Raw genomic sequence first — 25,863 nt, 5'->3', positions numbered from 1 at the left:
TAGCCGCCTGCCTCAGGAGGCGGCGACATAGGCGTAGGCAAGGCTTCCGGACACGCCTTCGCCGCCAACTGTGTGGTCGCTGATGCGCTTGTTGTAGATCGTGAGTTCCGGTTGGCTGACGATGTCGATCGCCGGCAGATCCTCGACCAGGATCTGCTGGATCTCGCGCCATTGCTCGACACGTTTTGCGGCGTCGAGTTCGATGGCCGCGGCCTCCAGCAGTGCATCGACCTTGGGGTTGGAGTAAGCCGATCCGTTGGAGAAGGGCACGCCCGGCTTGAAGTTCCTGCTCCAGTAGAGACGCTGCACGCCGACCGTCGGATCGAAGAGGTTGCTCATCCCTTCGAAGGCGAAATCGAAGTCGCGATCGGTGTAGATGCGCTTGGTGTAGGTCGCGAAGTCCTGGCTGCGGACGGTGGCGTCGATGCCGACCTTGGCGAGCGCCTGGCGGATGTATTCGGAGCCGCGCGGGTAGCTTTCGCCACTCGGCACGTAGTCGAGGTTGATGCGGGCGCGGATGCCGTCGGAACCCCGCGGATAGCCCGCCTCGTCGAGCAGCTTTTCGGCTGCGGCCAGATCGATCGGATAGGTCTTGAGATCGGCGACATACCATTTGGTCAGGTTCGGGTTGATCGGCCCGGAGATAGCCTCTCCGTAGCCGTAGTTGATGGTGTTGCGGATCACGTTCCGGTCGATGACATGCGCAAAGGCCTGTCGGACGCGTACGTCCTTGAACAAAGGACGCTCCAGATTGAACTCGATGCGGCTGACGCCGTTTGAATACTGATAGCCGCGGGTTTCGAAGGCGATGCCTGGCAGCGTCTTGAAGCGCTCGAGGTCGCTCAACGGCACCGGCGTCGACGGCGCGAGGTCGATCTCGCCAGTCTCGATCGCGATCGAGCGCGCTGCGGCATCGGGAATGAAGCGGACGATCAGCTGATCGAGATAGGGCCGCGGCTGGTCCCAGTAATCGGTATTGCGCTCATAGACGATATGGCTTCCGCGCACCCACTCCTTGAACTTGAAGGGTCCTGTGCCGATCGGTGCGAGGTTTGCCGGGTTCTCGGCAACCTTCGTGCCTTCGTAGACATGGCGGGGAACGATCGGCGTTTCCGAGGAGGCGAGTGCCGTGATCAGGTAGGGCGCCGGCTTCGAAAGCGTCAGGACCGCCGTCAGTGCATCGGGCGTTTCGACATCGACGAGATTGAGGAAGGTGTTTCGGCCGCGCGGATGCACCTCCTTGATCGTCTTGATCGAGAAGGCGACGTCCGCCGAGGTGAAGGGCTGGCCATCATGCCACTTCACGCCGTCGCGAAGCTTGAACGTATAGCGAAGCCCGTCGTCACTGATCGCCCATTCCTTGGCCAGCAGCGGCTTCGGGTTGAGGTCGAAGTCATAGGTCAGCAACCCTTCGGTCGTCTTCGGCGAGACATAGACCGAATTGAAGGCCGTGTGTGCGATCGTCGTCAGCACCGGCGGCTCGGCGGACAGCAGCAGAACCGCCGTGCCGCCACGCACCGGCTCGGCAAGGGCGGGCAGGTGGGTTGCCATGGTCACGCCGAGCGCGACCGAGGAGAGAAGAAAGCTGCGGCGCGTCGGAGCCGAAAATACGGTCATGTGTCGTCCCTCAAAGGCTGCGAGCCGCATTCCATTGGATCGGCCCTTCCTGGTCTGTCTTTCTGTCGAGGTGCGACGCCGTAGGGCTTTTTACCTCAGCAGAGCGATGCTTGGGTATGAATACCCCCAAAACTAGAAAATTGTGGCATTTAATTTTTCAATAGGCCTGTTTATTGGCTATTTGTAGAATTATTTGCCAATACGGATTTGACAAAACACACAGATTTAGTCAACTATTATTGCGCAACAGCGAAAACAAAATCTGCGAACGTCGCGAGGTGAATGGCAATGTCGGCTTACAAGCGCGTGTGGCGAACGGTTCGCAAGACGATCGTCCAGGCGGTGCCCACCATGCTCGGGATCGTCATCCTCAATTTCTTCCTGCTGAAGCTCGCCCCGGGGGATGCTGCCGATGTAATGGCGGCCGAATCGGGCTCGGCCACCGTCGAGACGATGGCAGCGCTCAGGGAGCGGTTCGGCCTCGACAATCCGATCCTCGTGCAGTTGGGGAACTACCTGAACAACCTTGCCCACTTCAGTCTGGGGTTCTCACCGCGCTATGGCATGCCGGTGGCTGATCTGATCGGCCAGCGTCTGCCGGGCACGCTGATGCTGATGCTTGTCGCCCTGTTCATCGCGATCACGGTCGGATTGTTCCTCGGGTCGTTGATGGCGACTTTTTCGGGACGCTTGCCGGATCGACTGATCTCGATCGTGTCGTTGCTGTTCTATTCCATTCCCGGGTTCTGGATCGGCCTGATGCTGATCCTGCTCTTCTCGGTGAAGCTCGGCTGGCTGCCGAGCGGCGGCGACAGCACCATCGGGTCACGCCTGACGGGCATTCCTGCCATCCTCGATCGCATGCGCTACATGGTGCTGCCCGCCACCTCGCTGGCGCTCTTCTACCTCGCGATCTATGCGCGGCTGACAAGGGCCTCGATGCTGGAGGTGAAGTCGCAGGACTTCGTGCGCACAGCGCGCGCCAAGGGCGTGTCGCCCTTCTTCCTGACGACCCGCCACATCCTGCGCAATGCACTGATCCCGATTACGACAATGGCCGGCATGCACTTCGGGGGCATGCTCGGCGGCGCGGTGGTGGTGGAGACCGTCTATAGCTGGCCAGGCCTCGGTCGCCTCGCGTTCGAAGCTGTGATGGCGCGCGATTTCAGCGTTCTGCTCGGCATTTTGCTGCTCTCGTCCTTCCTTGTGATCGTCGCAAACGCTGCCGTCGATCTTCTGCAGGCATGGCTCGACCCCAGAATTGGAGCAAGTCGATGAATACCTACAAGCTTGGACCCTATGCAGGCGAGGCAATCGAATTCACCGCAAAGGGCGTTGTGGAGGCGGATTACGACCCTGAGAGCGCAAAGCCGGAGCCGCGTTGGGCCCATATCCACGCGCCCGATGTTCGCGCCTCCGTACCAGGTACGGCATGGCGCGGCGCACGCAGGGAACTGAAGGTCTTCCTTTCCAATCCGAATGCTTTGTTCGGCGTTGCCTTTCTGGCTGCCGTGGCCTTTGCGGCGCTGTTTGCATCTGTCCTTTATCCCGGCGATCCGATGGAGATGGTCGCACGACCCTTCCTCTGGCCGGGACAGGCCAGCGCCTATCCGCTGGGCACCGATTCCATGGGCCGGGATGTGCTTGCCGGCATTCTCCATGGAGCGCGTATCTCGCTGACGGTGGGGATCGCGGCAACCGCGCTCGGGTTGACGGCCGGCATCGCCATCGGTGCGTCCGCCGGCTATTTCGGCGGCCTGGTCGACGACCTGCTTGTCAAGTTCATCGAGATCTTCCAGACGCTGCCGAGCTTCGTGCTGCTGGTGGTGCTGGTGGCGATCGCACAGCCGACGACCTCGACCGTGACGGTCGCGATTGCCATCGTCAGCTGGCCGACCGTTGCGCGTCTGACACGGGCCGAGTTCCGGGCAATCCGGGAGAAGGACTATGTTCTCGCCGCCCGCAGCCTCGGCTTCGGGCACGCGCGCATCATCTTCCGCGAGATCCTGCCGAATGCACTTCCGCCGTTGATCGTCACCTCTTCCGTGATGGTCGCCAGCGCAATCCTGATGGAATCGGCGCTGTCTTTCATGGGGCTGGGGGACCCGAACCGGGTGTCGTGGGGTTCGATGATCGGTGCCGGGCGCGACGTGATCCGCACTGCCTGGTATCTGACGGCGCTGCCAGGGCTTGCGATCGTATTCACGGTGCTTGCCCTTAATCTGATCGGCGACGGGTTGAACGATGCGCTCAACCCCCGCTTTTCGGAGGAGCGTTGATGACCAGTCTTCTCGATGTGCGCGACTTTTCGGTTCGCTTTCCGTCTGCCGAGCCGGTCAAGGGCGTGAGTTTCACCGCCGAGCCCGGTGAAATGCTGGCTGTTGTTGGCGAATCCGGGTCGGGAAAGTCGCTGACCGCACTCGGTCTCATGGGTCTGCTTCCACGGCAGGCAAGGGCAGGCGGCCAGATCTACTTCAAGGGGCAGGACCTCTTGGCGCTCCCCGAGCGACAGCTTCGGCGCATCCGCGGTCGCGATATCGCGATGATCTTCCAGGAGCCGATGACCTCGCTCAATCCGGTCCTGACGATTGGAGAGCAGATCATCGAAGTACTGCGCATCCATGAAAATCTGAGCCGCAGGCAGGCGCGGGGGCGCGCCATCGAACTGCTCGATCTGGTCAGCATTCCGCAGGCGGGTCGGCGGGTGGATGACTACCCGCACCAGCTTTCGGGCGGCATGCGCCAGCGGGTGATGATCGCCATCGCGGTTGCCTGCAATCCGACGCTCCTGATTGCCGACGAAGCGACCACCGCACTCGACGTGACCATCCAGGCGCAGGTGCTGCAATTGCTCGACAATCTGCGCAGCCAGCTGAATATGGCCGTCATCCTGATCACCCATGATCTCGGCATTGTCGCCCAATGGGCCGACCGCGTGGTCGTCATGTATGCCGGGCGCAAGATCGAGGAAGGGCTACCGGATGAGGTGTTCGAGACCCCCTATCATCCCTATACGCAAGGCCTGCTCTCTGCTTCGCCACGGCTGAAGGCCGATTATCACTACCGCGACGGGCCGCTGTCGGAAATCCCGGGCTCAATCGTATCGGCAGCCGGCGAAAAAGGCTGTTCGTTCCGCCCGCGTTGTCCGGTTGCCCGTTCCGCATGCGGTTCTTCCGTTCCGCCGCTCCTCAGCTTCTCGTCCGGGCGAGAAGTCGCGTGCCCCTATGTTCCAGCCATTGCGGAGGCAGCCCATGCCGCTACTGTCGGTCGATAGGCTTTCGACACATTATTCAGCAGCCGCAGGGACGGTTCGTGCCGTCGACGATGTCTCGCTTGAGATAGGCGAGGGCGAGACCGTCGCGCTCGTCGGCGAATCCGGTTGCGGCAAGTCTACCCTCGGCAAATCACTGATGCGGCTGGTAACGCCGTCTTCCGGCAACGTGACCTTCAAGGGGCGCGACGTCTCGGCAATGTCGGGCAAGGAGTTGCAGTCGATCCGCCGCAACATCCAGATGATCTTCCAGGATCCCTTCGCCTCGCTCAACCCGCGTCAGACGATCAGAGCGATCCTGACCGCGCCGCTTGCCGTTCACCGCATCGGCGACGCCGGGCGACGCAACGCCATCGCAGCCTCCATGGTAGAGCACGTTGGGCTTCCAGCAGATGCGCTCGACCGTTACCCGCACGAATTCTCAGGCGGTCAGCGCCAGCGGATCGGGATTGCTCGTGCGCTCATCCTGCAGCCGGAACTCGTCATTTGCGACGAACCCGTCTCGGCGCTCGATCTGTCGATCCAGGCGCAGATCCTCAATCTTCTGGTCGAGATGAAGGCCGAGCTCTCGCTCTCCTATCTCTTCATCTCGCATGATCTCTCGGTCGTGCGCTATTTCGCCGACCGGGTTCTCGTCATGTATCTTGGTCGTATCGTCGAGAGTGCGTCGACCAGCGCGCTGTGGTCGGACGCCAAGCATCCCTACACGCAGGCTCTGCTCGCTGCCGTGCCCGATCCATCACGGCGCAAGCAGGCCGCGCCGATCACCGGCGATCTGCCTAGCCCGCACAATCCGCCAGCCGGATGCCGCTTCCATACGCGCTGTCCGCTCGCCACCGATATCTGCCGCGCAGAGGATCCAGCCTTCCGTCAGTTCGGCCACGGCCACGCCGTTGCCTGCCACCACGCCCAATAGAAATGGAGAATGAAAATGGTTGACTATCGCTATCTCGGACGCAGCGCACTGAAAGTGTCGCCGCTCAGCCTGGGAACCATGATGTTCGGTGGTCCGACGCCGGATGAGGTCGCGTTCCGCATCATCGACAAGGCCCGCGAGCAGGGCATCAACTTCATCGATACGGCAGACGTCTATCACGACGGCAAGTCAGAAGAGGTCGTCGGTCGCGGCATCAAGGCGCATCGCGACGACTGGGTGCTTGCTACCAAGTTCGTCAATTCGCACAAGAAGGGGCCGAACCTTGGCGGCCATTCGCGCAAATGGGTGATCGAGACCGTCGAAAATTCGCTTCGCCGGTTGAACACCGACTACATCGATATCCTCTATTTTCACCGCGCCGTCTTCGACGCGCCGCTTGAAGAGCCGTTGCGGGCCATCGCCGACCTGATCCGGGCCGGCAAGCTGCGCTATTTCGGTGTCTCCAACTTCCGCGGCTGGCGCATTGCCGAGGTATCGCACCTCGCCGATCAGCTCGGCATCGACAGGCCGGTGGCCAGCCAGCCGCTCTACAACATCGTCAACCGCACGGCCGAAGCCGAGCAGCTGCCGGCCGCCCATCACTACGGGCTCGGCGTCGTCTCCTATTCGCCGCTGGCACGAGGTGTGTTGACCGGCAAGTACGAGCCTGGCCAGGAGCCTGGTGCCGATACGCGCGCCGGCCGCGGCGACAAGCGCATTCTGGAGACGGAGTGGCGTCCGGAGTCGATCTCGATTGCCAAGGAGATCGCGGCGCATGCGACCCGCAAGGGGATCAACCCCACGGAGTTTGCGCTTGCCTGGGTGCTGAACAACAAGCTCGTTTCCGCAGCCATCACCGGCCCGCGCACGGAAGAGCATTGGGACAGCTACATCCGCGCGCTCGACGTCAAGCTCGACGCCGAGGACGAAGCGCTGGTCGATCGTCTCGTCACGACAGGCCATCCGTCGACCCCCGGGTTCAACGATCCGAGCCATCCGGTGGAAGGCCGCGTGCCGCGCAGCGCCGCATCGGGCGCCGAAAATGTCGTGCCGCTTGCACGCGCCGTCGCCTGATCGAAAACCCGGCAGGGTCCGCGAAGGCGGACCCTGCCATCACCGCTCCGGCGACGAAAAGGCCTTCGCATGGCAAATACCGCTTCTTCCCCCTTACCAGTTCATGACCAGCTTGGCGCCCACAGCGGGTCACCCGTCGGTGACTTGTCAGCTCTGCTCGCGAAGGTTCCGGACCTCGCCCGCGAGATCGCCAAGGGCGCCGTCCAGCGCGACCTGGAGCGCGAGCTTCCCTTCGAAGCCTTCCGGCTGTTCAAGGACGCCGGGCTTGGAACGCTGCGGGTGCCCGTTGCGCTGGGCGGCCCGGGCGGTTCGGTCGTGGACTATATCGAGACGATCATGGCGATCGGGGCGGCCGACTCCAATGTCGCTCATGCGCTTCGAAGCCACTTCAACTTTACCGAGGGATTGCTCCTCAATCCCAACACCGCGATCGACCGTACCCAGCTCAGCCGCGTCCTCTCCGGCAAGCTGTTCGGCGGCGCGCACACCGAGCAGGGAACCAAACGGCCGGGCGATGTCACGACGCGACTGACGAAGACTGGCGACAGCTACCGTCTGAACGGCCGCAAATGGTATGCAACCGGAACAGCCTTTGCGGATTTCGCCTCCTTCAGCGCGAAGAATGACGAAGGCCAGTTTGTCAGCGTTCTTTTGCCCGTCGATCGCAAGGGTATCTCCATCCTCGACGACTGGGACGGCATGGGGCAGCGCCTGACCGCAAGCGGTGGCGTGCTTCTCGAAGACGTTGAAGTGCTTCCGCACGAAATCTCGACACGCGGACTGAACACGCTGGTCGGTCGCCATACGTCGACACTGCGGCAATTGCATCTTGCAGCCTCGATGGCAGGCGCGGTTCGCGGGGCTCTGGCGGAGGGCACCGAATATGTGCGCAGGCAGGCGCGTTCCGCCGCGCACAGTGCCGCCGAGACGGCGAGTGCCGATCCATTCGTGCAGAAGATACTGGGCGAGATTGCCGCCGGTTCGTTTGCGGTCGACACGCTCATTCGCGAGAGCGCGCGCGCGCTCGACCGAACGGTAAAGGCCTTCGATACCGACGACGCGGACAAGATCGAGGCAGCGCTCGTCGAAAGCGCTCTGGCGACGGCAAGAACACAGGTTGTGGCCTCCCAGCTTGCACTGGCAGCCGCAACGAACGTCTTCGAACTCGGCGGTGGCTCGGCGACATCCCGCCACCTCAACCTCGACCGCCACTGGCGCAACATCCGCACCGTCCTCAATCACAACCCGCTGCTGCACAAGGCACGGGTGATCGGCGACTACTTCATCAACGGCACGACGACACACCTCCAAGAGGGCAAGGTGTTCTGAGCCGGCTGCTTCCAGGGAAGGTTGATTTCATGAGCTCGGAGTTTATCGGACACGTTTCGAACCGCGAAGGTTCCGATATCGTGCCGCCAAAAGGTCCTGTCATCGACAAGGACTATATCGTCAACCATGCGCAGGCCGCCGAACAAGCCGGTATCGACCGATTGCTGATCGGTGCCTTCTCGACATGGCCCGACAACAATCAGATTGCGGCGCATGTCTTTTCCAGGACGGAGCGCATCGGTGCACTTCTTGCGCATCGTCCGCGCTTCATTGCGCCGACGCTGGCAGCGCGACAACTGGCGACGCTCGACCAGTTTTCCGGGGGGCGCCTGTGGATCCACGTCATCACCGGCGGCTCGGATGCCGATCAGCAACGCGATGGCGACTTTCTGAAGCACGACCGCCGCTACGACCGTACGGATGAATACCTCGATGTGCTCAGGAAAACCTGGGAGAGCAGCGAACCTTTCGATCACGATGGAGAGTTCTACCGCGTCAAGGGCGCGATTTCCCAAGTGAAGCCCTTTCAGCAGCCGCGCATCCCAATCTCCTTCGGCGGCTCGTCAGATGCCGCCTTCCGCGTTGCCGGCAAGCACGCGGATATCTATGCCCTCTGGGGCGAGCCGCTCGACGGCGTGCGTGAAACCATCGGCAAGGTGCGTGCTGCGGCCGAGCCCTACAAGCGCGCCGACGATATCCGCTTTACGATCGCCTTCCGCATCGTCGTTGCTGAGACAGAAGACAAGGCATGGGAGAAGGCGGACGACATCCTGCAGAAGGTGAAAGCCAACGCGCGCGTCGGCGGCAATGGCGAAAAGCTGCCGTCGAACGTCGGCTCGGTGCGGCTGCGCGAGGCGGCGAGCCGTGGCAAGGTGCTCGACAAGCGGCTGTGGACGGAGGTTGCAGCTGCAAGCGGCGCCGGCGGCAATTCGACGGCGCTGGTCGGAACGCCCCACCAGGTCGCCGAGGCAGTCCTCGACTACTACGACGCCGGGGTTTCGAATTTCCTGATGCGCGGCTTCTATCCGACTGAAGACACCGTGGCTTACGGCCGCGACGTCGCACCGCTCGTCAAGGCAGGGATAGCCGCGCGCAAGGCCAGAAGGGTGGCAGCGGAGTAGATCATGAGCACGCTCAATATCGTCGACTTCCACACGCATTTCCTGCCTGCGGGATGGGAGGTCTACCGGGCGCCCGGGCGCGCCCTCGATCCCCTCTGGCAACGGATCGGTTCGAAGATCTCCGATCTCGACGCGCTGATCGCCGACAGCGACGCGGCCGGTATCGCGCAGCGCGTGATTGGCGTCGCGCTTTCCATGGTCGCAGCCCCGGATGCCGACTTTCGCGATATCAGCCGGCGTCTGAACGACGATCTGGCGGCAACTGTCGCCAGGCATCCCGACAGGCTTTTCGCCCTTGCGACCGTCGACGCATACGACGGCGAGGAGGCAGCGAAAGAAGCGCGGCGCGCCATTCTCGAACTCGGCCTGTCCGGACTGTTTGTCGACAGTGTGAAGGGCGACCGGCTGATCGATGCGCCGGAAGCGAGGCCGGTCCTGAGGGTTGCTGCTGAACTGGGCGTTCCCGTCTTCGTTCATCCGATCAATCCCGAGCCGCTCGCAACCCAGCTTGCCGGCCTGGGCCGGTTGGGAACGCGGCTCAGCCGCGGCACGATCAATGCGGCAGCCGCGATCGCGCTCGTGACTTCGGGTGTTTTCGAGGAGCTGCCGGAGCTACGGGTGGTGATCACCGCGCTCGGTGTTTCGGCGCTGGCACTCACGGGTCCCTTCGGCGAACTGCCCTCGATCTTCGCCGATGCTCCGACAGGCAAGCGCCGCCATCTCTATATCGACATCATGCCGGCCGAGGCACGCTTCATTCGGTTTGTTACAAGCCTCGTCGGCGCAGACCATGTTCTGACGGGCAGCGACTGGCCGATCCTCGGGCACGATCCGACGCAGGAAATCCTCTCCAAGGCATTCGAGGCAGCTGGCCTGAGTTCGGAAGAGCAGCGCCAAATCGCGGGCCAGAATGCGCTTGATCTGCTGCTAAACCGCCGCGACCAGAAAGCGTTGCGGTCGGCTTAGGCCGGCGGCGACCGCCACCACCAACCGGTATTCATTGACCTGCGCAGCAACATGCGGAGGCAGGAGAGACCATGCGCATTGACCATCCCCACCGTCATTCCATAGCGATCATCGGCGGCGGCTTTGCCGGGGCGCTGACCGCAATCAAGCTGCTGGATGCAGCCACGCAGCCATTGGACATCACTGTTGTCGAGCGCCGTGCCGAACTCGGGCGCGGTGTTGCTTACAGCACCACCGAGGTCGTTCACCTGGTGAACGGCCCGGCGAATATCTTTTCCCTCCATCCCGAGGATCCCGAACATCTCGCCCGTTGGCTCAGCGAAAATGGCGCGGAGAACGGCTGGGAACCGCCCCACGACGTCGCCTCCAGCACGCCGCCGCGCTATCTCTTTGGAACCTACGTCCGTGACGAGCTGGGGCGAGCGATTGCCGATGCCCGGGGACGATGCACGTTCCGCCATATCCGTTCGTCTGCGGCGCACCTGAGATCAACGCCAAACAATGTGCAGGTGACCCTGGCAAATGGCGATGCGATCGAGGCCGACGAGGTGGTTCTGGCGCTTGGCGTCTTCCAGGCCGGACCGAGTGCACAGGAGGCTCCGGTGGCGAGCCACCCGGCTTTTGCCGCCAATCCCTGGGATCCCGCAGCTCTCGACAGGCTGGCAGACGGCAAGGACATCCTGGTGATCGGCTCGAGCCTGTCGATGGTCGATGCGGTTGCCAGCATGGAGGCTCGCGGCTATCGTGGCAGTTATCAGGTCATATCGCGGCGCGGTCAGTTCGTGGAAGGCCGCAGAAACACCGAGCCCGCCCGCGACTTCCTGGCAGATCGCCCCCTGCCGGCGACCGCCCGGTCCCTGCTTTCCCTGGTGAAGGCGGAACGCCGGGCGATAGCGCAGGTCGGAGGAGACTGGCAGGGGTTGCCGCTTGCAATCCGCCCCCACATCTTGTCGCTCTGGCAGAAGGCCAACGACCGGGAGCGGCTCCGCTTCACTCGCCATCTCAGGGCGTTCTGGGACGTCACCGCGCATCGCTCCGCTCCTGACACACATGCTGCGATCGAACGGGCAGTCAACGAGGAGCGGCTCTCCCATCGCTCCGCCCGGCTGGTCGAACTTGCATCGGATGGGGATCGTATCGTTGCGACCATCCGCACGCGCCTCGGCGTCGAGACATCGGTGTTTGATGGCATTATCGACTGCCGCGGTCACCAGCTGCACGACTGGCGCCGGATAGCCGATCCTTTCGTCCAAAACCTGCTCGCAAGCGGCGAAGTCCGGCCGCACAGCACCGGCTTCGGGATCGATGCCACGACCGACGGCGCGCTGATTTCAAGAGAGGGGCATGTCCACCGCAATCTCAGCGCGATCGGTCATCCCTTGCGCGGTGTCGCCTGGGAATCGAGTTCGATCACCGAGCAGCGCGCACAGGCGATTGCACTGGCCGACCGTCTCCTGGCGAAGGTCACTCCCGCCGAGCGCGTCGCATCCTGAGGAAGACAAAAAGGGCGCGTCCCTGTTGGAACGCGCCCGATTTCAAACGGCTCTCCCGGCAAATCAGCCTTCGCCGTCCTTGATATAGACATCGGCGAAGTTCGACTGCACGCCTTCGGCGCCGGTCGTATGGTTCTTCACGCGCTTGTTGAACACGGTCACGTTCTCGAGCGAAATCAGGTTCACGACTGGAACCTCCTCGGCGATGATCTTCTGGAAAGCGTTGAACTCCTGCTTGCGCTTCTCGTCGTCGATCTCGACCGATGCGGCTTCCAAAAGCCGGTCCACTTCCGGATTTGCGTAGTGGCTGGCGTTCGAGAAGGGCAGGCCGATCTTGAAGTTCTTCGACCAGTAGATGCGCTGTACGCCGAGCGTCGGGTCAAACTGACTGCCGAGATATTCCGCCGTGAGGTCGAAGGCGCGGTCGGTATAGACCTTCTTGATGTAGGTCGAGAAATCGTAGGAATCGATCGTTGCGGCGATGCCGATGCGGGCCAGATTCTGTTTGAGATATTCGGCAACACGCTTGAAGCCTTCATTGTAGGAGTTGTGCGTCAGACGCAACTGGAAGCGAACGCCCGTTGCGTCCGGCTTGTATCCGGCCTCGTCCAGAAGTTGCCCGGCGGCTTTCAGATCGAAGGCATAAGGTTTGATCGAGGGATCCTGATAATGCGGCAGGAACGCGCTGATCGGCGTTGGCGACACATGGCCGTAGCCGTACCAGACGGTGTTCAGGATGACGTTCAGGTCGATCGCGTGGGCGATCGCGCGCCGTACGCGCACATCCTTCAGATACTGGTTGTCGAGATTGAAGATGAGCTGGGTCTGATCCCCCTTCGTCTGGTAGCCGCGTGAATCCGTGCCGATGTTCGGCAGCGCCTTGATGCGCTCGAGATCGCTGAGGGGGATCGGATTGTCGCCGCCGATGTCGAACTCGCCCGTCTCGAAGCCTGCCGCGCGCGCCGCGCCATCCGGCACGAACCGCACCACGACCTGGTCGAGATAGGGCTTGCCGGCGTCCCAGTAGTTCGGGTTGCGCTCAAGGATGATATGGGAGCCGCGCACCCACTCCTTGAACACGAAGGGTCCCGTGCCGATCGGCGCGCTGCCGTTGGGGCTGGTGGGCACGTCGGCGATCTTGGTATTTTCATAGATATGCTTGGGTACGATCGGCGATTCCGCCGCGTAGAGCGCCGTCAGTAGATAGGGCGCAGGCTTGGACAGGCGGAAGATGGCTGTCAGCGGATCGGGCGTTTCGACCTTCGTGACATTGGCGAAGGTGCCGCGCCCGCGCGGATGGACCTGCTTTAGAAGCTCGATCGAATAGGCGACGTCTTCGGCAGTGAAATCATTGCCGTCGTGCCACTTGACGTTGGGGCGAAGCTTGAAGGTGTAGTTCAGACCGTCGTCGCTGATCGACCATTCGGTCGCAAGCTGCGGCTTGGGTTTCAGGTCGAAGTCATAGGTAAGCAGGCCTTCGGTGATCTTCGGGCTGACCTTCTGGGTGCCGCCGGCGGTGTGCGCCAGGGCGAGAATGGTCGGCGGTTCGGGTTCGACGATGAAGTTCAGCGTGCCTCCCGCCTGCGGCTTTTCGTCCGCTGCGAAAGCCTTGATCGAGGGCAGCAGCGTCGCTGCGGTCGAGAGCAGCAGGAGCTGGTTGAAGTGGCGGCGATTGATGGTCATTGCACTTGTCCTTGAGAGAGCCGGGCGTCAGGAGTTTTTGAGGAGGTAGGTGGACGACAGGCTGCCGGACAGACCATCTGCAACGACGGTGTGGTCCTGGACCTTCTTGTTGAAGATCGTCAGCTGCCTGAAGGAGACGAGCGTGATGTCGGGCAGATCCCTTGCGATGATCACCTGCATCTTGTTGAACAGTTCGACCCGCTTGGTGTGATCGTTTTCGACAGCCGCCTGCTCGAAGATCTGGTCGATTTCGGGATTGCTGTAGCCGGAGCCATTGGAGAAGGGCACGCCCTTCTTGAAGTTTTTCGACCAGTAGAGCCGCTGTACGCCGATCGTCGGATCGAAGGTGTTGCCCATGCCACCGGTCACAAAGGCGAAGTCGCGGTCGGTGTAGACGCGCTTCAGCCAGGTCGGCACGTCCTGGCCGCGCAGATCGACCTTGATGCCGATCTTGGCGAGCGTGTCGCGAAGGTAGTCACCGATGCGGGTGTAGGTGTCGCCATAGGGCATTACGTCGTGCGGGACTTCAAAGCGGATGCCGTTTTCGCCGCGCCGATAGCCCGCTTCGTCCAGGAGCTGTTCCGCCTTGGCGAGATCGAAGGCGTAGACGGGCACATCGGGATTGTAGAATGTCTTAAGATAGGGGCTGATCGGCCCGGGCGCAGGAATGGCGTAGCCATAGAAGGCGATGTCGGCGACCTTCTGCCGGTCGATTGCGTGAGCGACGGCCTGGCGCACCTTGTCGTGTTTGAAGTATTCGTTCGAAAGGTTGAACTCGATCCGGTAGACGGTCGGCGAATAGTCATTGCCGCGATCATCGACCGCCAGCGTCGGCAGGGACTTTATGCGGTCGATCTGGCTGAGCGACACCGGTGTGTCCGGCGCGATATCGACCTCGCCGGTCTCAAGTGCGGCAAGCCGCGCGCTCGCGTCGGGAATGAACTTGATGACGATGCGGTCGAGGATAGGCCGACCCTTGTCCCAATAATCCGGGTTGCGTTCGAGAATGATGTGGCTGCCGGCGGTCCATTCGCGAAAGATGAACGGCCCCGTGCCGATCGGTGCGCGGCCGTTAGGGTTTCCGGGCAGATCTGCGCTGCCCTCGTAGACATGTTTCGGCACGATCGGCGATTCGCTCGCCTGAAGCGCGCCTAGGAGGTAGGGTGCCGGTTTTGAGAGCTTGATGACAGCGGTATGAGCATCCGGCGTAGCAACGTCGGTGACGCTTGAAAACGTGGCGCGACCGCGCGGGTGAACTTCCTTCAGGGCGAGGACCGAAAAGGCCACATCGGCGGACGTGAAATCACGGCCGTCATGCCATTTCACGCCCTCGCGCAGCTTGAATGTGTACTGCAAGCCGTCGTCGCTGACCTGCCACGCCGTCGCGAGCTGCGGTATGGGCTTGAAATCCAGGCCGTAGGCGAGCAGGCCCTCGGTAATCTTGCCGCTGACGCGCGTCGTTGGCCCGGCTGTGTGGGCCAGTGTCACGAGGGTTGGCGGTTCAGGCTGAACGAGCAGGTTCAGCGTTGCGCGCGCGTTCGGCTCGGCCGCCTGTGCGAAAACACTGATTGGGACAATGGCACTGACCGCGGTCAGAGCAAGAATTTGATTGAGCTGACGTCTCTTGATGTCCATTAAATGCCCCCAGAAAATCGGCTCGTGCCCAGCGCAGGGACAGCCTTCAACGCGCATCATCGCGTCGGGAAATGGCAATTGGGAAGAATGTTTTTCTACGTCTCCCGAAAAGAAAAGCTTCGTCTAGGCGTTTATTCTGCGTCGGCTTTCCAAATAGCGTAGTCTACTAAAAATATAGACAATTTCACGGTTTTAGTTTTTGGTTCTCCGCGTGCCGTCAAACGGAGAAGGAAATGTTTCCACCGTGATGGTGGGCGCAAAGCGGGTTCTCGTCTTGGCAGCCATGATTGTGGTGCAATCACCCTATGAGCACCGTGGTCGAATCCCGCAAAAAAACCATTCAGCCGACGCTTGCGCGCCTGCCGCCGCTGACGTCGCTCAGGGCCTTCGTTGCGACGGCGCGGCATTTGAATTTCATTCGCGCCGCCGACGAGCTTCACGTCACCTCTGCTGCCGTCGGGCAGCAGATCCGGTTGCTGGAGGAGTACCTCGGCAAGCCGCTCTTTCATCGGACGCGCGGACAGCTGCAGTTGACCCCGGCAGGGCAGGCACTGATGCCTGGCCTCACCGATGCCTTCGATGCGGTGCTGTCGGCGATGACGCAGTTTGCCGCAAGCGACCATGATCTTCCGATCCGGGTTTCGGTCGCTCCCTCTTTTGCCAGCAAGTGGCTGATACCCCGGCTTGATGCTCTGCGGCGCGCTGCTCCTGCCTTGCAGGTTCTGGTCGATGCCTCGGCGCAGCTGACCGATCTCGACACCGGAGATGCCGATTGCGCAATCCGCTACGGCAGCGGCACTTATACCGGTCTTGTTGTCGATCATCTGTTCTCCGAGGCGGTGCTGCCGGTCTGCAGTCCCGAATTTGCCGACCGAAATTCCCTCTGGGCGGGGCCGCAGGCAATCGAAGGCGTGCCGCTTTTGCATGAGGACGGTGCCGAGCACGATCATTCCTGCCCGGACTGGAGCGCCTGGCTGCGCACCGAGGGGCTCTCCTACCGGTTGCCGCAGGGCGGGTTCCGGCTGAACCAATCGTCTCTGGTACTCGATGCAGCCCTGGCCGGCCACGGTCTGGGCCTTGGGAAGGTGCGTCTGGCCGAGGCCGAACTCAAATCCGGGCGGCTGGTCAGCCCGTTCGGCAATCCGCAGCCCGTACGCTTTTCCTATTTCTTCGCCAGCACGCCGCACAAGGCGCGACTGATGCGCGTCGATCTCTTCCGCAACTGGCTACAGGCGGAGGCGAGGGCGCTGAGCGCGATCGAGGCTCTTCCGGGCCGGATCGCGCGCGCCGGCCTGACCATTATTGCGGCGGAGTAGCCGCGGCGGGTAGGCCCGAGCTACTTGAGTGCGAAGCCGAGCTTGCTGGCAGTTGCGGCGAGACGATGCCGGCCCTTCAGCGCTTCTACGGTGCCAACCCTGCTGCTGACCTGCTCGGTCCAATCGATGCGCGGCATAGACTGCTCGCTCTGGAATGCCTTCAAGGCTGCGTTGTAATTGCCAAGGCCGCCCGCTGCCGTCGCGACGTCGTAGCGCTCGCGATGCAGGACATTTGCCTGTGGCAGTCTCGGCTTCACGGCGGCGGTGAGTGCCGGATCGGGATAGCCGACCGTCAGCCCAAAGACCGGAAAGACGCCAACAGGCAGACCGAGCTCGCGGGCAACCGTTTCGGGATCGTTGCGGATAGCGCCGATATAGCATGTTCCAAGACCAAGCGATTCCAGCGCGACCACGGCGTTCTGCGCGGCCAGCGCTGCATCGATGATCCCGAGAAGAAAGCTCTCGAGGTAGTCGAGGCCCTCGGCGGCCGTGCCGCCGGCCGTCGCGATGCTGCGCGGGCGATGCAGATCAGCAAGCCAGACCAAAAGAAGCGGAGCCTGGGATATCTGCCGCTGCGTGCCTGAAACCGCGTTCAGCCTCTCCTTGCGCGCCGGATCCTCGACGGTGACAACACTCCAGGCCTGCAGGTTCGAAGAGCTTGGTGCCGACTGCGCCGCGGCAACCGCAAGCTCTATGGCGCTATGCGGGATCGGTGCGGGGAGGTAGTTGCGAACGCTGCGATGCGAGAGGATGGTGTCCAACGTCTCGTTCCAGTCGCCCGCCAGAGCCTGAGCCGCCCGGTAGCGTTCGCCGGCAAGTTCGTTCAGGCGGTCGTCATCATTCGCGTTTCTGTAGCTCGACAAAGTCATCGTTCCGTTCCTTCATTCGGCAGCAATGGCATAGGGATTGGCCGGGCGTGAAAGCCCAAGGTGGTCGCGCAGCGTCTTGCCGGTATATTCATGTCTGAAAAGGCCGCGCCGGCGCAGGATCGGGACCACTTCATCGACGAAGGTCTCGAGCCCGGACGGCAATACGTCAGGCATCAAATTGAAGCCGTCGGCAGCGCCGGCAAGGAACCATTTTTCGATATCGTCGGCGATGCCTCCGGGTGTGCCGACGATGGTGCGATGTCCCGTGCCGCCGTTCAGCGCACGGATGAGGTCCCGCACGCTGAGCCGATCCCGCCTGGCGAGTGCGAGCGTGGCGCGAAAGAAGGTGTGTCCACCATCGGCGGGCAGCGGAATATCCTCCGGCAGCGGCTCATCAGGCTTCAGCCGCGCCGGATCGATCTGCAGCACACCGGAGAGGCGCGCCAGACTGTACTCAAGGGGGATGAGTTCGCGAAGCTCCTCCTGCCGTCTCCTGGCCTCTGCCTCGGTGCTGCCTATGATGGTCGCGAGACCTGCGAGCACCAGAATGCTATCGCGCGGGCGCCCGAAACTCACTGCCCGCGCCTTCAGATCATTGGCATAGTCGAGCGCTTCGTCGAATGATTGCGACGCCGAGAAGACCGCTTCGGCATGCTCTGCCGCCAGTTGCCGGCCGTCCTCCGAGCCGCCTGCCTGGACGATGACGGGATGTCCCTGCGGCGGGCGCGGGATATTGTGCGGTCCGTGGACCGAAAAATGCTTTCCCCGGTGCGCGATCGCATGCACGCGTGACGGATCGACAAAGCGACCGGTCGCGACATCGCCGACGAAGGCTTCCTCCTCCCAGCTGTCCCACAGCGCTTTTACGACAGTGGTGAACTCGGCCGCGCGCTCGTAACGGCTGTTGTGTTCGACCGGCTTTTCCAGGCCGAAATTGCGGCTCTGCGACAGGTCGGCGCTTGTGACGATGTTCCAGCCGACACGGCCACCGCTGGCATGATCCAGCGTCGCGAACCGGCGGGCGATGTTGTAGGGCTCGTTGTAGGTCGTCGACGCGGTCGCGATAAGGCCGATATGCTGCGTATGCGCCGCCACCGAGGCCAGCACGATGGTCGGTTCCAGCGAGGTCAATGGCCGAAAATCGACACGGTCGGAGATCGCCGCCTGATCGGCAAGGAAGACGGCATCGAAGGCGCCGCGCTCGGCGATGCGTGCGACGTTGATGTAGTGGTTGATGTCGAACGATGCCCGCGGATCGCTTCCCTCCATCCGCCAGGCGGCCGGCGAGAAGCCGGAGTGCAGGATGTTGACGTTGAGATGAAGTTCCCGTCTGGCGCTCATTGGAAGATACCGGGCTCGGGAAATTGCTGCGTGAGGACCCAGTTGCCGACGTTGCGGGTCTTGTATTCGGCCGGGTTGTGAAGGGTATGAATGCGCACGTTGCGCCAGAAGCGGTCGAAGCCGTTGGCGCGCACAGCGGAGCGGGCACCCATGACCTCGAATATCTCGCTCGTCACGTCGAGCGCGACCTGTCCGGCCAGGACGTTTGCCGAGGCGACTGCGATCGCAGCCGATCCCCGGTCCTGCGCGGTCAACCCGGCTCCCTTGGCGTACGCCGCATCGAGCGATTCCAGTGCCCGGTCGGCGAGGACGGTCGCCGCCTGAACCTTGATCCAGAGTTCGCCATACTGCCGCTTGATCCATGGATCGTCCAAGTGGCGCTCGACGCCGGAATAGATCCATGGGCGCGATTTCTCGACTGTATAGTCGCGCGCCGCGATCAGCGCGCCTTGAGCGCTGCCGATGAACACATTCAACAGCACGCTCTGTTGCTGCAGCGGCGCAAGCAGGGCAATCGGATCTCGCGGACGTTCGGGCAGGATCTCGTCCCAATGGACTTTGACGTCCTTGTAGAGAACGCGGCCGCTGCCCGTCTGCCGTTGGCCGATGCCGTCCCAATCGTCGGCGATCGTGATGCCGTCGCGGGTCGGCGGGATATAGGCGACGCTGCGTTGATTGGTCTCCTCGTCCTCCCAGGCCACCATCAGGTAGTCGGCGACATGCGACCCCGAGGCAAACGGACGGAAGCCGTTCAACAAGACGCCGTCCGGCGCCCGCCTGCCGAACAGGCTCTTGGAGAAACTGTTCGTCGTATTGCCCCAGAACCATCGTCCTGCCGCCGAGCGGCGCAGAATGTCGCGAGACCGGGCATCGGACCCGGCTGTGATCGCGTTCTGCAGCGGACTGAAATGGTAGCCATATAGATGCCCGAGGGAGCCATCGACCTTGGCGAATTCGCGCACGATCTTCAGTGCGGTCGAGTAACGCTCGCCCGCTCCGCCAAACTCCTCGGGGATCAGAAGATTGACGAGGCCGCTCTCCTTGAGGAACCTGATCTGCTCTTGCGGCCTGCCGCCCAGCTGGTCACGCTCAATCGCGTCGCGGGCAAAGATCTCGCGGAGTTCGATCGCCTTGGCGATGTGGGGATTGCCCGTATCCGGCTCGAAGAGCGCCGGCAAGGGTAGGGGCGGTTCGAATCCTGAAGGCTTTACCGTCATTGTCCATGCTCCCTCTAATTGTGAAGTTTCGGAAAACCGTGCCGTTCGGCAAGCAGCTCCAGAATGCGATTGGTCGAGCTGACGAAGCGTATGCCGTTTGCTTCTGAAGCATCGGAAGGCGCGTTGCCGGCCAGCAGCAAGACCGGTAGCGATTGGTTCTCCTCGCCGACAGCTTCGATCACCGGCTGGCGCGGTCGCGCAAAGGGTACGCGCTCCACCTCGATGGCAGTGGCAAGATCCGGAAAGCTGGCGAGCAGGCCCTCGATCGCGTTACAATGCGGGCAGACGAAAGCCGGGCCCTGGTGCTTCGGATCTGAAAATCCCGGCGAAATCAGAAACAGTTTGTCACGGCTCATGTCGTCTTGCCCTATTCCGCCGCAACGGCGCTGTTGGTGGTGAAACGGTTTGAGGGGCGCTTCAGGCCGAGATTTTCGCGCAGCGTCGTTCCCTCGTACTCGTGGCGGAAAAGGCCGCGTCGGCGTAGTTCCGGCACCACCAGTTCGATGAAATCGGCAAGTCCACCGGGCATGATCGGGGCCATGATGTTGAAGCCGTCGGCGCCGTAATTCTCGAACCGCTCCTCCATGACGTCGGCGATCTGCGACGGCGTGCCGACGACCTGCCAATGGCCACGCGCGCCGGCGATGCGCAAATAGAGCTGGCGGATCGTCAGTTTCTCCCGGCGGGCGAGATCGAGCACCAGTTCCTGCCGGCTCTTGCCGGCGTTCGTGACCGGAAGATCGTCGGGAATCTGTCCGTCGAGCGGATAGGAACGAAGGTCGATACCGCTCAGCTGCGACAGCAGATTGAGGCCGACCTCCGGCTGGATCAGCTCCTGAAGCGCTTCGAACTTCTCCTCAGCCTCGCTCTCCGTGCGACCCACCACGGGGAAGATGCCCGGCAATATCTTCAGCTCGTCTGGCGAGCGGCCATACTTGCCGAGCCGACCCTTGACATCCGCATAGAAGGCCTTGGCTTCATCGAGCGTGATCTGCGCGGCAAAAATCGCTTCGGCGGTGCGGGCGGCAAGCTCCTTGCCCGGCTCCGAAGCGCCGGCCTGCACCACGACCGGTCGTCCCTGCGGCGAGCGCGGAATGTTCAGCGGTCCGCGTACCTTGAAATGCCGTCCCTTGTGATCAAGCCTGTGAAGCTTGTCCGGATCGAAATAGCGTCCGCTTGCCCGATCGCGTGCGAACGCATCGTCCTCCCAGCTGTCCCAGAGGCCGAGGACGACGTCGGCGAATTCTTCGGCGCGGCTATAGCGGTCCTCGTGCAGGATCTGCGCGTCGTGTCCGAAGTTGTAGGCTGCATCGGGGTCGGAGGAGGTGACGAGATTCCATCCGGCACGGCCTGCGCTTAGCCGGTCGAGCGATGCGAACTGGCGTGCCAGATTGTAAGGGTCGGAATAGCTCGTGGAAGCGGTTGCGATCAGGCCGATATTCTTCGTGACCGCCGACAAGGCCGAGAGCAATGTGATAGGCTCGAAGGGATAGACGCCGCTGTGAGCCTTGCGGCTTGCCGCCTCGATATCCTTCAGCCGTGCGGCGACACCATCTGCAAAGAAGATGGTGTCGAACTTGGCCGCCTCGGCGAGCTTGGCAAGCTCGACATAGTTCTCGAATTCGACGCCGACCGACGCATCTGGATGTCTCCACGCGGCGACATGGTGGCCGGTAAACAGCAGGAAGGCGCCCAGCTTTATCTGATCCTTGCGCTTTGCCATCGATATTCCTTTCAGCGGTAAATGGTCAGCGGTAAATGGCCGGAACGGGAAACTCGCCCGACAGCAACCATGTGCCGATCGTGCGCTTCTTGTATTCCGCGGGATTGTGGAGCGTGTGGGTGCGCACATTGCGCCAGAAGCGATCGAAGCCGTTGGCATTGGTTGCCGAGCGAGCGCCCATGACCTCGAAGATTTCGCTCGACACGGCAAGCGCCACGTCGCCGGCGTAGACATTTGCCGTGGCAATATCGATGGACGCTGCGCCGCGTTCCTCAAAAGTCAGCGCAGGCCCCTTGCCGAAAGCCGCGTCCAGGCTGCGCGCGGCCTTGTCTGCCAGTTCGGTTGCAGCAAGCGTGCGTATGTAGAGTTCGCCATACTGGCGCTGGATCCATGGGTCATCGGTGTGCTTTTCCACGCCGGAGTAGATCCAGGGCCGTGAAGCGGTCGTCGTGTAGACCCGCCCTTCCTCCAGCGCCCCCTGCGCACTGCCGACAAAGACATTGAGCAAAACGCTTTGCTGCAGGAGAGACGTCAACGACGTGTATGGCGTGATCGCTACCTCGGGCGAGCTGATCAATTCGTCGTCCGAAACACGCACGTCGCGGAAGGTGACGGTCCCGCTGCCCGTCTGGCGTTGTCCGAGACCATCCCAGTCGTCCTCGATGACGATCCCCTCGCGGTCAGCCGGTATCCCGGCGGTCAGCCGTTGCCCCTGTGAGTTTTCCCAGGAGATCTGGATGTAGTCGGCAACGTGGGAGCCGGATGAGAAGGGCCGCTTGCCGCTGACGATCCAGCCGTCGGTCGTGCGCCGGCCGGACGACGTCTTGGACATCGCGTTGCCCGAGTTCCCCCACACCCAGTTCTCCGCGGCAGACGTGCCCAGCCAGCGATCCTTCTGCGCCTGCGAGGCCCGGAAGAGCACGAGATTGAGGGGCAGGTGATGGTAGCCGAAGAGATGAGCAAGCGATCCGTCTGTGCGGGCAAATTGGCGCACGACCCGCATGATCGAGAGCCAGGATGAACCCTTTCCGCCGTATCGAACGGGAATCTGCGCCGAGGGCAGGCCGCTCTCCTTGAGCAGTCGTATCTGTTCGGTCGGGCGCCCGCCGCGTTTGTCGCGCTCCACGGCATCCCTGTCGAAGAGTGTTGTAAGTTCGACCGCTTTGGCGACGAAGGGGTCGGTCAGGTCTGGTTGAAAAGACATCTTTGGCCCACGCTGTCGTGATCCCGGTTGGCGGGTCACCTATGCGTTGAGGGTTTGACGGCCGACGCCGTAAGTCCAGCAATATCTATTTGATCCCATAAGAAGAAATTCTTTTTTGCCCGCCCCTGCCGAAGATCAATGGAGGGGGCCTCGCGACATGCCGATGAATGCCCCCAGGGAACTTTGTCCGCGTATTCGACTGGCCCCGCGACAATCAAATCGCGAACGAACACCTAAATAGAATATAGTTGCTATAGATTATATTCTGCGGTGTTGGCATCTTCTGGTCAAGGAGGGCAGCATGACCGATCAAAAACCCCGCTCAAGCTTGGAGTTTTTCTCTATTCTACCGATCACCACGTTGCTGCCTGGCGCCATCCAGCACCTCATCCATCCTGCCGTCAGTCTTTCGAAGCTCGCCGACAGGGCTGGCTCGCTCGATCTTTCGCAATATCCGCTGCATGGTCCAGTGCCTGAATTGCCGGAGATCAACGGCAGCAAAAGCCGCCAGACGCTGCTTCTTGATCTCGCACGGCGTGAAAAACCTCACCATCGGCGATCTCTGTCCGAGGGAGATTGCAAGCCCTAAGCAGTTGCCGCCCCTGTTCGCCGCAGGCCGAAATATTCCCACAAAGCCACCATCAGCAATGTCGCTGCGCTCACGATTTGAATGGCAAAGTTGGTCTGCGAGGGCACGAACACTACCGCAGACAACAGTATGACACATCCTGCAAGATGAGAGAGGGGCAGTTTCTGTGCGGCTGCGAGTTTGAGCCATAGATTTCCTAGGAGGAAAAGGGCCGGTCCCCCGAGGATCGCCAAGGCATTTTTCACGCTGCTCTCTTCGTCCGGATGGGACAGGCTGAAATCCTCGCCGACGGCTGTGAGGATGATGCCCGCGACGATCGGCAGGTGCCCATAGGTGAAGAGATTATGGGCGACGGTTTCGGGCGCCGAGGTCGCCTCGGCCTTGTCGGCTGCTTTTTGCTGTCCGTGGTGAAAATAGATCCACCACATGAACCCGGTCATCAGGAAAGCGCTGCAGAAGACAGCAAAGGACGTGCTCGATTGCATGTGCTCGGCAGCGTTGCGGCCGGTCGTCAGGATCGTTTCGCCGAGGCAGAGGATCACGAAGAGTGCACAGCGCTCGGCCATGTGCTCTCCGGAGATACGCAAGGTTTCGCGAGGCGAATGCCCAAGCCATGGAACCCAATAGCGCGCAACCGGAGAAGCATATTCGATCAGGAGAGCGATCGCCCAGAATTTCACGCGTGCCTCCAGTCCAACGAAGGCGCCCAGTATCCAGAACAGGCTTGAGACAAGAATCCACACCGTAATGCGAAGAAAGGTCAGATACGACGCCCGATCGACCTGTCGAAAAGCGTAGAGGGTGAACACGGAGCGACCGAGCTGCATTGCGCAATACAAAGCTGCAAAGGCCTTTCCATGCTCGCCGTAGGCCTCCGGCAGAGCGATCGCCAGGAGAACACCGCCGAACATCAGCGCGAAGAGCAACAGCCTGACAGCTTCCTGCTCGGTGTCGAGAAGGTTGGTGACCCATGTCGTGTAGATCCACAACCACCAGATCGCCAGAACGAGCAGAAGATTCTCAAAGGCGGTTGTCAGACTGAAGTCGGTGGCGAGCGTGTGCGACAACTGAATGAGCGCAAACACAAACACCAGATCGAAAAACAGCTCAGGGAAGCTCGCTTTGGTCCGTTCGGCACTCTCATTGCGTATCCAGTTCAAGAGAATGCCTCCTTGATGTTCCTTCAGATCATCGTGGAGGTCCGGCAATGTTCCTCGTATGACCATGTCCTGTCGGACAACGGGAGGTAGGGCGCTTCGCAGCACTGGCAATGGCCAGCGCCGGGCTTCGCAGACCACGTTGCGCAGCGCTTCCAGGGCGCTCATGATACGGTCGATTCCATTACGGACAATGCGGGATGGCCGATGCGTATCTTTCTCGTTCGCCACGGCGAATCCCTAGGCAACATCAACGAACGGGCGTACGGCCAATTCGGCGATCACAATGTGCCGCTGACCGAGTGGGGTCATCGACAGGCGGTGGAAGCGGGCCGGATCATTGCGGCCTATCTGGAGGGCGTCCCGAGCGCCGGGTTCCAGAAGCTGCGCATCTGGTACTCGCCGTTCCTAAGGACGAGGCAGAGCAAGGATGCCCTGCTGGAAGCCTTGCCGGCCAAGATTGTTGGGGATGTCAGGGAGGATTATCTTTTGCGGGAGCAGGATTTTGGCCTCTTTACCGAAATCTACGATCATGCCGAACGAAAACACAAGTTTCCCGACGAATTCGAAAAATGGGCCAGACTGCGCAGCAGCAGCGGCAAGTTCTACGCGCGGCCGCCGGATGGCGAGAGCCGGGCAGATGTCGCGCAGCGGGTTCGCCTTTTCCTGCAAACCGTCATGCATGACGCCATGAATGGCAGAGACAACGTCGTCATCGTCGGCCATGGCGTCACCAACAGAGCGTTTGAGATGAATTTCCTGCAGCATTCCGTCGATTGGTTCGAGCGCTCCGACAATCCGGGCAACGCCGACGTCACACTGATCGAGGGGACCCGCTCGAAGGGATACACGTCGACGCTGCTTCATCAAGCCGCCGACCGGCAAGAGGGACAGGAGGGCGAGTTGCGCGAAGCCTTTGGTGCCGATCTGACGATCGCGTCGAAGGCCGAGAGATAGCAACCGTGGGTGACGAACGCGGTCGCATTTCGTGAAGGGCGGTCAACGCTCCGGTCTCGTCCCTCCGTTGGCCTGGTTTTCTCTGATTCGATGAAAGCGCGAAGTTTGGCGGGTAGGTGTCGACGCCAGGCGCGCACGGTGCATCGCAGACCGGCTTCAATCCGGCCGCGTGGTGATAAACGGCGCCCCCCACGAACCGCTCGCGCCGTTCGGCGGTTTCAAGCAATCCGGTATCGGCCGCGAATACGGCGTCTTCGGCCTTGAGGCCCTGGAGCCCAGGGCGGTTCTTTCATAGATCGATCCGGAGCTTGCAGAGGCGGCGCGATGCCGCACTGTGAAAGGCAGTGGTGGGATTTTCGGACGCATCGCGCTCCCATAGGCCAAA

At 61.8% G+C, this 25,863-nt stretch carries 22 protein-coding genes and 1 pseudogene; 13 read left to right on the top strand and 10 right to left on the bottom strand.

Going from position 1 to position 25,863, the window contains the following annotated elements; translation table 11 throughout:
* Positions 1-12 precede the first annotated feature (12 nt).
* Positions 13-1,617 carry an ABC transporter substrate-binding protein gene (locus AC1D2R_RS19960; protein ID WP_477969654.1) on the bottom strand — a complete coding sequence of 535 codons (1,605 nt, stop codon included), beginning with the start codon at positions 1,615-1,617 and terminating at the stop codon, positions 13-15.
* 288 nt (positions 1,618-1,905) lie between these two features.
* Here AC1D2R_RS19960 and AC1D2R_RS19955 point away from each other — a divergent pair, with 288 nt between their 5' ends.
* The 9 genes from AC1D2R_RS19955 to AC1D2R_RS19915 all read left to right on the top strand — a co-directional run bounded on the left by AC1D2R_RS19955 (position 1,906) and on the right by AC1D2R_RS19915 (position 11,787).
* On the top strand, positions 1,906-2,895 hold the full coding sequence (locus AC1D2R_RS19955; protein WP_477969652.1) for an ABC transporter permease: 990 nt from the start codon (positions 1,906-1,908) through the stop codon (positions 2,893-2,895).
* Positions 2,892-3,896, top strand: coding sequence for an ABC transporter permease (locus AC1D2R_RS19950; protein WP_477969650.1), 1,005 nt, complete (start codon positions 2,892-2,894; stop codon positions 3,894-3,896). Before AC1D2R_RS19955 ends, AC1D2R_RS19950 begins: the two co-directional genes overlap by 4 nt.
* Positions 3,896-4,891, top strand: coding sequence for an ABC transporter ATP-binding protein (locus AC1D2R_RS19945; RefSeq protein ID WP_477969648.1), 996 nt, complete (start codon positions 3,896-3,898; stop codon positions 4,889-4,891). The genes AC1D2R_RS19950 and AC1D2R_RS19945 overlap by 1 nt, the downstream gene beginning before the upstream one ends.
* A complete protein-coding gene (locus tag AC1D2R_RS19940; RefSeq protein ID WP_477969646.1) occupies positions 4,869-5,804 on the top strand; it encodes an ABC transporter ATP-binding protein in 936 nt (311 codons plus the stop codon). Before AC1D2R_RS19945 ends, AC1D2R_RS19940 begins: the two co-directional genes overlap by 23 nt.
* 15 nt (positions 5,805-5,819) lie before the next feature.
* On the top strand, positions 5,820-6,878 hold the full coding sequence (locus tag AC1D2R_RS19935) for an aldo/keto reductase (RefSeq protein WP_477969644.1): 1,059 nt from the start codon (positions 5,820-5,822) through the stop codon (positions 6,876-6,878).
* Between the two features lie 69 nt (positions 6,879-6,947).
* Positions 6,948-8,207 carry an acyl-CoA dehydrogenase family protein gene (locus AC1D2R_RS19930; RefSeq protein ID WP_477969642.1) on the top strand — a complete coding sequence of 420 codons (1,260 nt, stop codon included), beginning with the start codon at positions 6,948-6,950 and terminating at the stop codon, positions 8,205-8,207.
* Between the two features lie 29 nt (positions 8,208-8,236).
* Complete coding sequence (locus AC1D2R_RS19925; RefSeq protein WP_477969640.1) at positions 8,237-9,328, top strand: LLM class flavin-dependent oxidoreductase; 1,092 nt, start codon at positions 8,237-8,239, stop codon at positions 9,326-9,328.
* Between the two features lie 3 nt (positions 9,329-9,331).
* A complete protein-coding gene (locus AC1D2R_RS19920; protein WP_477969638.1) occupies positions 9,332-10,294 on the top strand; it encodes an amidohydrolase family protein in 963 nt (320 codons plus the stop codon).
* A 71-nt stretch (positions 10,295-10,365) separates the two neighbouring features.
* Entirely contained in the window at positions 10,366-11,787 is a 1,422-nt protein-coding gene (locus AC1D2R_RS19915; RefSeq protein ID WP_477969636.1) for an FAD/NAD(P)-binding protein, read from the top strand.
* Positions 11,788-11,850: 63 nt separating this feature from the next.
* Here the strand turns inward: AC1D2R_RS19915 and AC1D2R_RS19910 are convergent, their stop codons facing one another.
* The gene (locus AC1D2R_RS19910; RefSeq protein ID WP_477969634.1) at positions 11,851-13,470 is read right to left on the bottom strand and encodes an ABC transporter substrate-binding protein; all 1,620 of its coding nucleotides are present in this window, start codon (positions 13,468-13,470) and stop codon (positions 11,851-11,853) included.
* Positions 13,471-13,497: 27 nt separating this feature from the next.
* Complete coding sequence (locus AC1D2R_RS19905; RefSeq protein WP_477969632.1) at positions 13,498-15,105, bottom strand: ABC transporter substrate-binding protein; 1,608 nt, start codon at positions 15,103-15,105, stop codon at positions 13,498-13,500.
* Between the two features lie 305 nt (positions 15,106-15,410).
* On the opposite strand from AC1D2R_RS19905, the gene AC1D2R_RS19900 reads away from it, so the two are divergent.
* Positions 15,411-16,421: a LysR substrate-binding domain-containing protein gene (locus AC1D2R_RS19900; protein WP_477969630.1), complete on the top strand. Its 1,011-nt coding sequence runs from the start codon at positions 15,411-15,413 to the stop codon at positions 16,419-16,421.
* 20 nt (positions 16,422-16,441) lie between these two features.
* On the opposite strand, the gene AC1D2R_RS19895 is transcribed toward AC1D2R_RS19900, so the two are convergent.
* The 6 genes from AC1D2R_RS19895 to AC1D2R_RS19870 are packed head-to-tail and all read right to left on the bottom strand — an operon-like array spanning position 16,442 to position 22,775.
* Positions 16,442-17,290 carry an NADPH-dependent oxidoreductase gene (locus tag AC1D2R_RS19895; RefSeq protein WP_477969628.1) on the bottom strand — a complete coding sequence of 283 codons (849 nt, stop codon included), beginning with the start codon at positions 17,288-17,290 and terminating at the stop codon, positions 16,442-16,444.
* 12 nt (positions 17,291-17,302) lie between these two features.
* On the bottom strand, positions 17,303-18,631 hold the full coding sequence (locus AC1D2R_RS19890) for an LLM class flavin-dependent oxidoreductase (RefSeq protein ID WP_477969626.1): 1,329 nt from the start codon (positions 18,629-18,631) through the stop codon (positions 17,303-17,305).
* Positions 18,628-19,848 (bottom strand): acyl-CoA dehydrogenase family protein, encoded by a 1,221-nt coding sequence (locus AC1D2R_RS19885; protein ID WP_477969624.1) that lies wholly within the window; start codon positions 19,846-19,848, stop codon positions 18,628-18,630. Before AC1D2R_RS19885 ends, AC1D2R_RS19890 begins: the two co-directional genes overlap by 4 nt.
* A 14-nt stretch (positions 19,849-19,862) precedes the next feature.
* Positions 19,863-20,204: a DUF3088 domain-containing protein gene (locus AC1D2R_RS19880; RefSeq protein WP_477969622.1), complete on the bottom strand. Its 342-nt coding sequence runs from the start codon at positions 20,202-20,204 to the stop codon at positions 19,863-19,865.
* Positions 20,205-20,215: 11 nt separating this feature from the next.
* Complete coding sequence (locus AC1D2R_RS19875) at positions 20,216-21,571, bottom strand: LLM class flavin-dependent oxidoreductase (RefSeq protein ID WP_477969620.1); 1,356 nt, start codon at positions 21,569-21,571, stop codon at positions 20,216-20,218.
* A gap of 25 nt (positions 21,572-21,596) precedes the next feature.
* Complete coding sequence (locus tag AC1D2R_RS19870; protein WP_477969618.1) at positions 21,597-22,775, bottom strand: acyl-CoA dehydrogenase family protein; 1,179 nt, start codon at positions 22,773-22,775, stop codon at positions 21,597-21,599.
* 301 nt (positions 22,776-23,076) lie between these two features.
* On the opposite strand from AC1D2R_RS19870, the gene AC1D2R_RS19865 reads away from it, so the two are divergent.
* The gene (locus tag AC1D2R_RS19865) at positions 23,077-23,364 is read left to right on the top strand and encodes a hypothetical protein (RefSeq protein ID WP_477969616.1); all 288 of its coding nucleotides are present in this window, start codon (positions 23,077-23,079) and stop codon (positions 23,362-23,364) included.
* Here the strand turns inward: AC1D2R_RS19865 and AC1D2R_RS19860 are convergent.
* The gene (locus AC1D2R_RS19860) at positions 23,361-24,689 is read right to left on the bottom strand and encodes a low temperature requirement protein A (protein WP_477969614.1); all 1,329 of its coding nucleotides are present in this window, start codon (positions 24,687-24,689) and stop codon (positions 23,361-23,363) included. The genes AC1D2R_RS19865 and AC1D2R_RS19860 overlap by 4 nt on opposite strands.
* Before the next feature lie 39 nt (positions 24,690-24,728).
* Here AC1D2R_RS19860 and AC1D2R_RS19855 point away from each other — a divergent pair, with 39 nt between their 5' ends.
* Positions 24,729-25,478 carry a histidine phosphatase family protein gene (locus AC1D2R_RS19855; RefSeq protein WP_477969612.1) on the top strand — a complete coding sequence of 250 codons (750 nt, stop codon included), beginning with the start codon at positions 24,729-24,731 and terminating at the stop codon, positions 25,476-25,478.
* A gap of 130 nt (positions 25,479-25,608) precedes the next feature.
* Positions 25,609-25,773: pseudogene (locus tag AC1D2R_RS19850) on the top strand (aldehyde dehydrogenase family protein); the annotation flags it as partial.
* Between the last annotated feature and the right edge of the window lie 90 nt (positions 25,774-25,863).

Source organism: Rhizobium sp. P1_C7 (assembly GCF_056406295.1).
Note: the sequence above shows the minus strand (reverse complement) of the source record. Positions and strands in the feature narration are given on the sequence as shown.

Coding starts and splice junctions, on each gene's coding strand:
- AC1D2R_RS19960 (WP_477969654.1), bottom strand. CDS start 1,617: ATGACCGTATTTTCGGCTCCGACGCGCCGCAGCTTTCTTCTCTCCTCG.
- AC1D2R_RS19955 (WP_477969652.1), top strand. CDS start 1,906: ATGTCGGCTTACAAGCGCGTGTGGCGAACGGTTCGCAAGACGATCGTC.
- AC1D2R_RS19950 (WP_477969650.1), top strand. CDS start 2,892: ATGAATACCTACAAGCTTGGACCCTATGCAGGCGAGGCAATCGAATTC.
- AC1D2R_RS19945 (WP_477969648.1), top strand. CDS start 3,896: ATGACCAGTCTTCTCGATGTGCGCGACTTTTCGGTTCGCTTTCCGTCT.
- AC1D2R_RS19940 (WP_477969646.1), top strand. CDS start 4,869: ATGCCGCTACTGTCGGTCGATAGGCTTTCGACACATTATTCAGCAGCC.
- AC1D2R_RS19935 (WP_477969644.1), top strand. CDS start 5,820: ATGGTTGACTATCGCTATCTCGGACGCAGCGCACTGAAAGTGTCGCCG.
- AC1D2R_RS19930 (WP_477969642.1), top strand. CDS start 6,948: ATGGCAAATACCGCTTCTTCCCCCTTACCAGTTCATGACCAGCTTGGC.
- AC1D2R_RS19925 (WP_477969640.1), top strand. CDS start 8,237: ATGAGCTCGGAGTTTATCGGACACGTTTCGAACCGCGAAGGTTCCGAT.
- AC1D2R_RS19920 (WP_477969638.1), top strand. CDS start 9,332: ATGAGCACGCTCAATATCGTCGACTTCCACACGCATTTCCTGCCTGCG.
- AC1D2R_RS19915 (WP_477969636.1), top strand. CDS start 10,366: ATGCGCATTGACCATCCCCACCGTCATTCCATAGCGATCATCGGCGGC.
- AC1D2R_RS19910 (WP_477969634.1), bottom strand. CDS start 13,470: ATGACCATCAATCGCCGCCACTTCAACCAGCTCCTGCTGCTCTCGACC.
- AC1D2R_RS19905 (WP_477969632.1), bottom strand. CDS start 15,105: ATGGACATCAAGAGACGTCAGCTCAATCAAATTCTTGCTCTGACCGCG.
- AC1D2R_RS19900 (WP_477969630.1), top strand. CDS start 15,411: ATGAGCACCGTGGTCGAATCCCGCAAAAAAACCATTCAGCCGACGCTT.
- AC1D2R_RS19895 (WP_477969628.1), bottom strand. CDS start 17,290: ATGACTTTGTCGAGCTACAGAAACGCGAATGATGACGACCGCCTGAAC.
- AC1D2R_RS19890 (WP_477969626.1), bottom strand. CDS start 18,631: ATGAGCGCCAGACGGGAACTTCATCTCAACGTCAACATCCTGCACTCC.
- AC1D2R_RS19885 (WP_477969624.1), bottom strand. CDS start 19,848: ATGACGGTAAAGCCTTCAGGATTCGAACCGCCCCTACCCTTGCCGGCG.
- AC1D2R_RS19880 (WP_477969622.1), bottom strand. CDS start 20,204: ATGAGCCGTGACAAACTGTTTCTGATTTCGCCGGGATTTTCAGATCCG.
- AC1D2R_RS19875 (WP_477969620.1), bottom strand. CDS start 21,571: ATGGCAAAGCGCAAGGATCAGATAAAGCTGGGCGCCTTCCTGCTGTTT.
- AC1D2R_RS19870 (WP_477969618.1), bottom strand. CDS start 22,775: ATGTCTTTTCAACCAGACCTGACCGACCCCTTCGTCGCCAAAGCGGTC.
- AC1D2R_RS19865 (WP_477969616.1), top strand. CDS start 23,077: ATGACCGATCAAAAACCCCGCTCAAGCTTGGAGTTTTTCTCTATTCTA.
- AC1D2R_RS19860 (WP_477969614.1), bottom strand. CDS start 24,689: ATGAGCGCCCTGGAAGCGCTGCGCAACGTGGTCTGCGAAGCCCGGCGC.
- AC1D2R_RS19855 (WP_477969612.1), top strand. CDS start 24,729: ATGCGTATCTTTCTCGTTCGCCACGGCGAATCCCTAGGCAACATCAAC.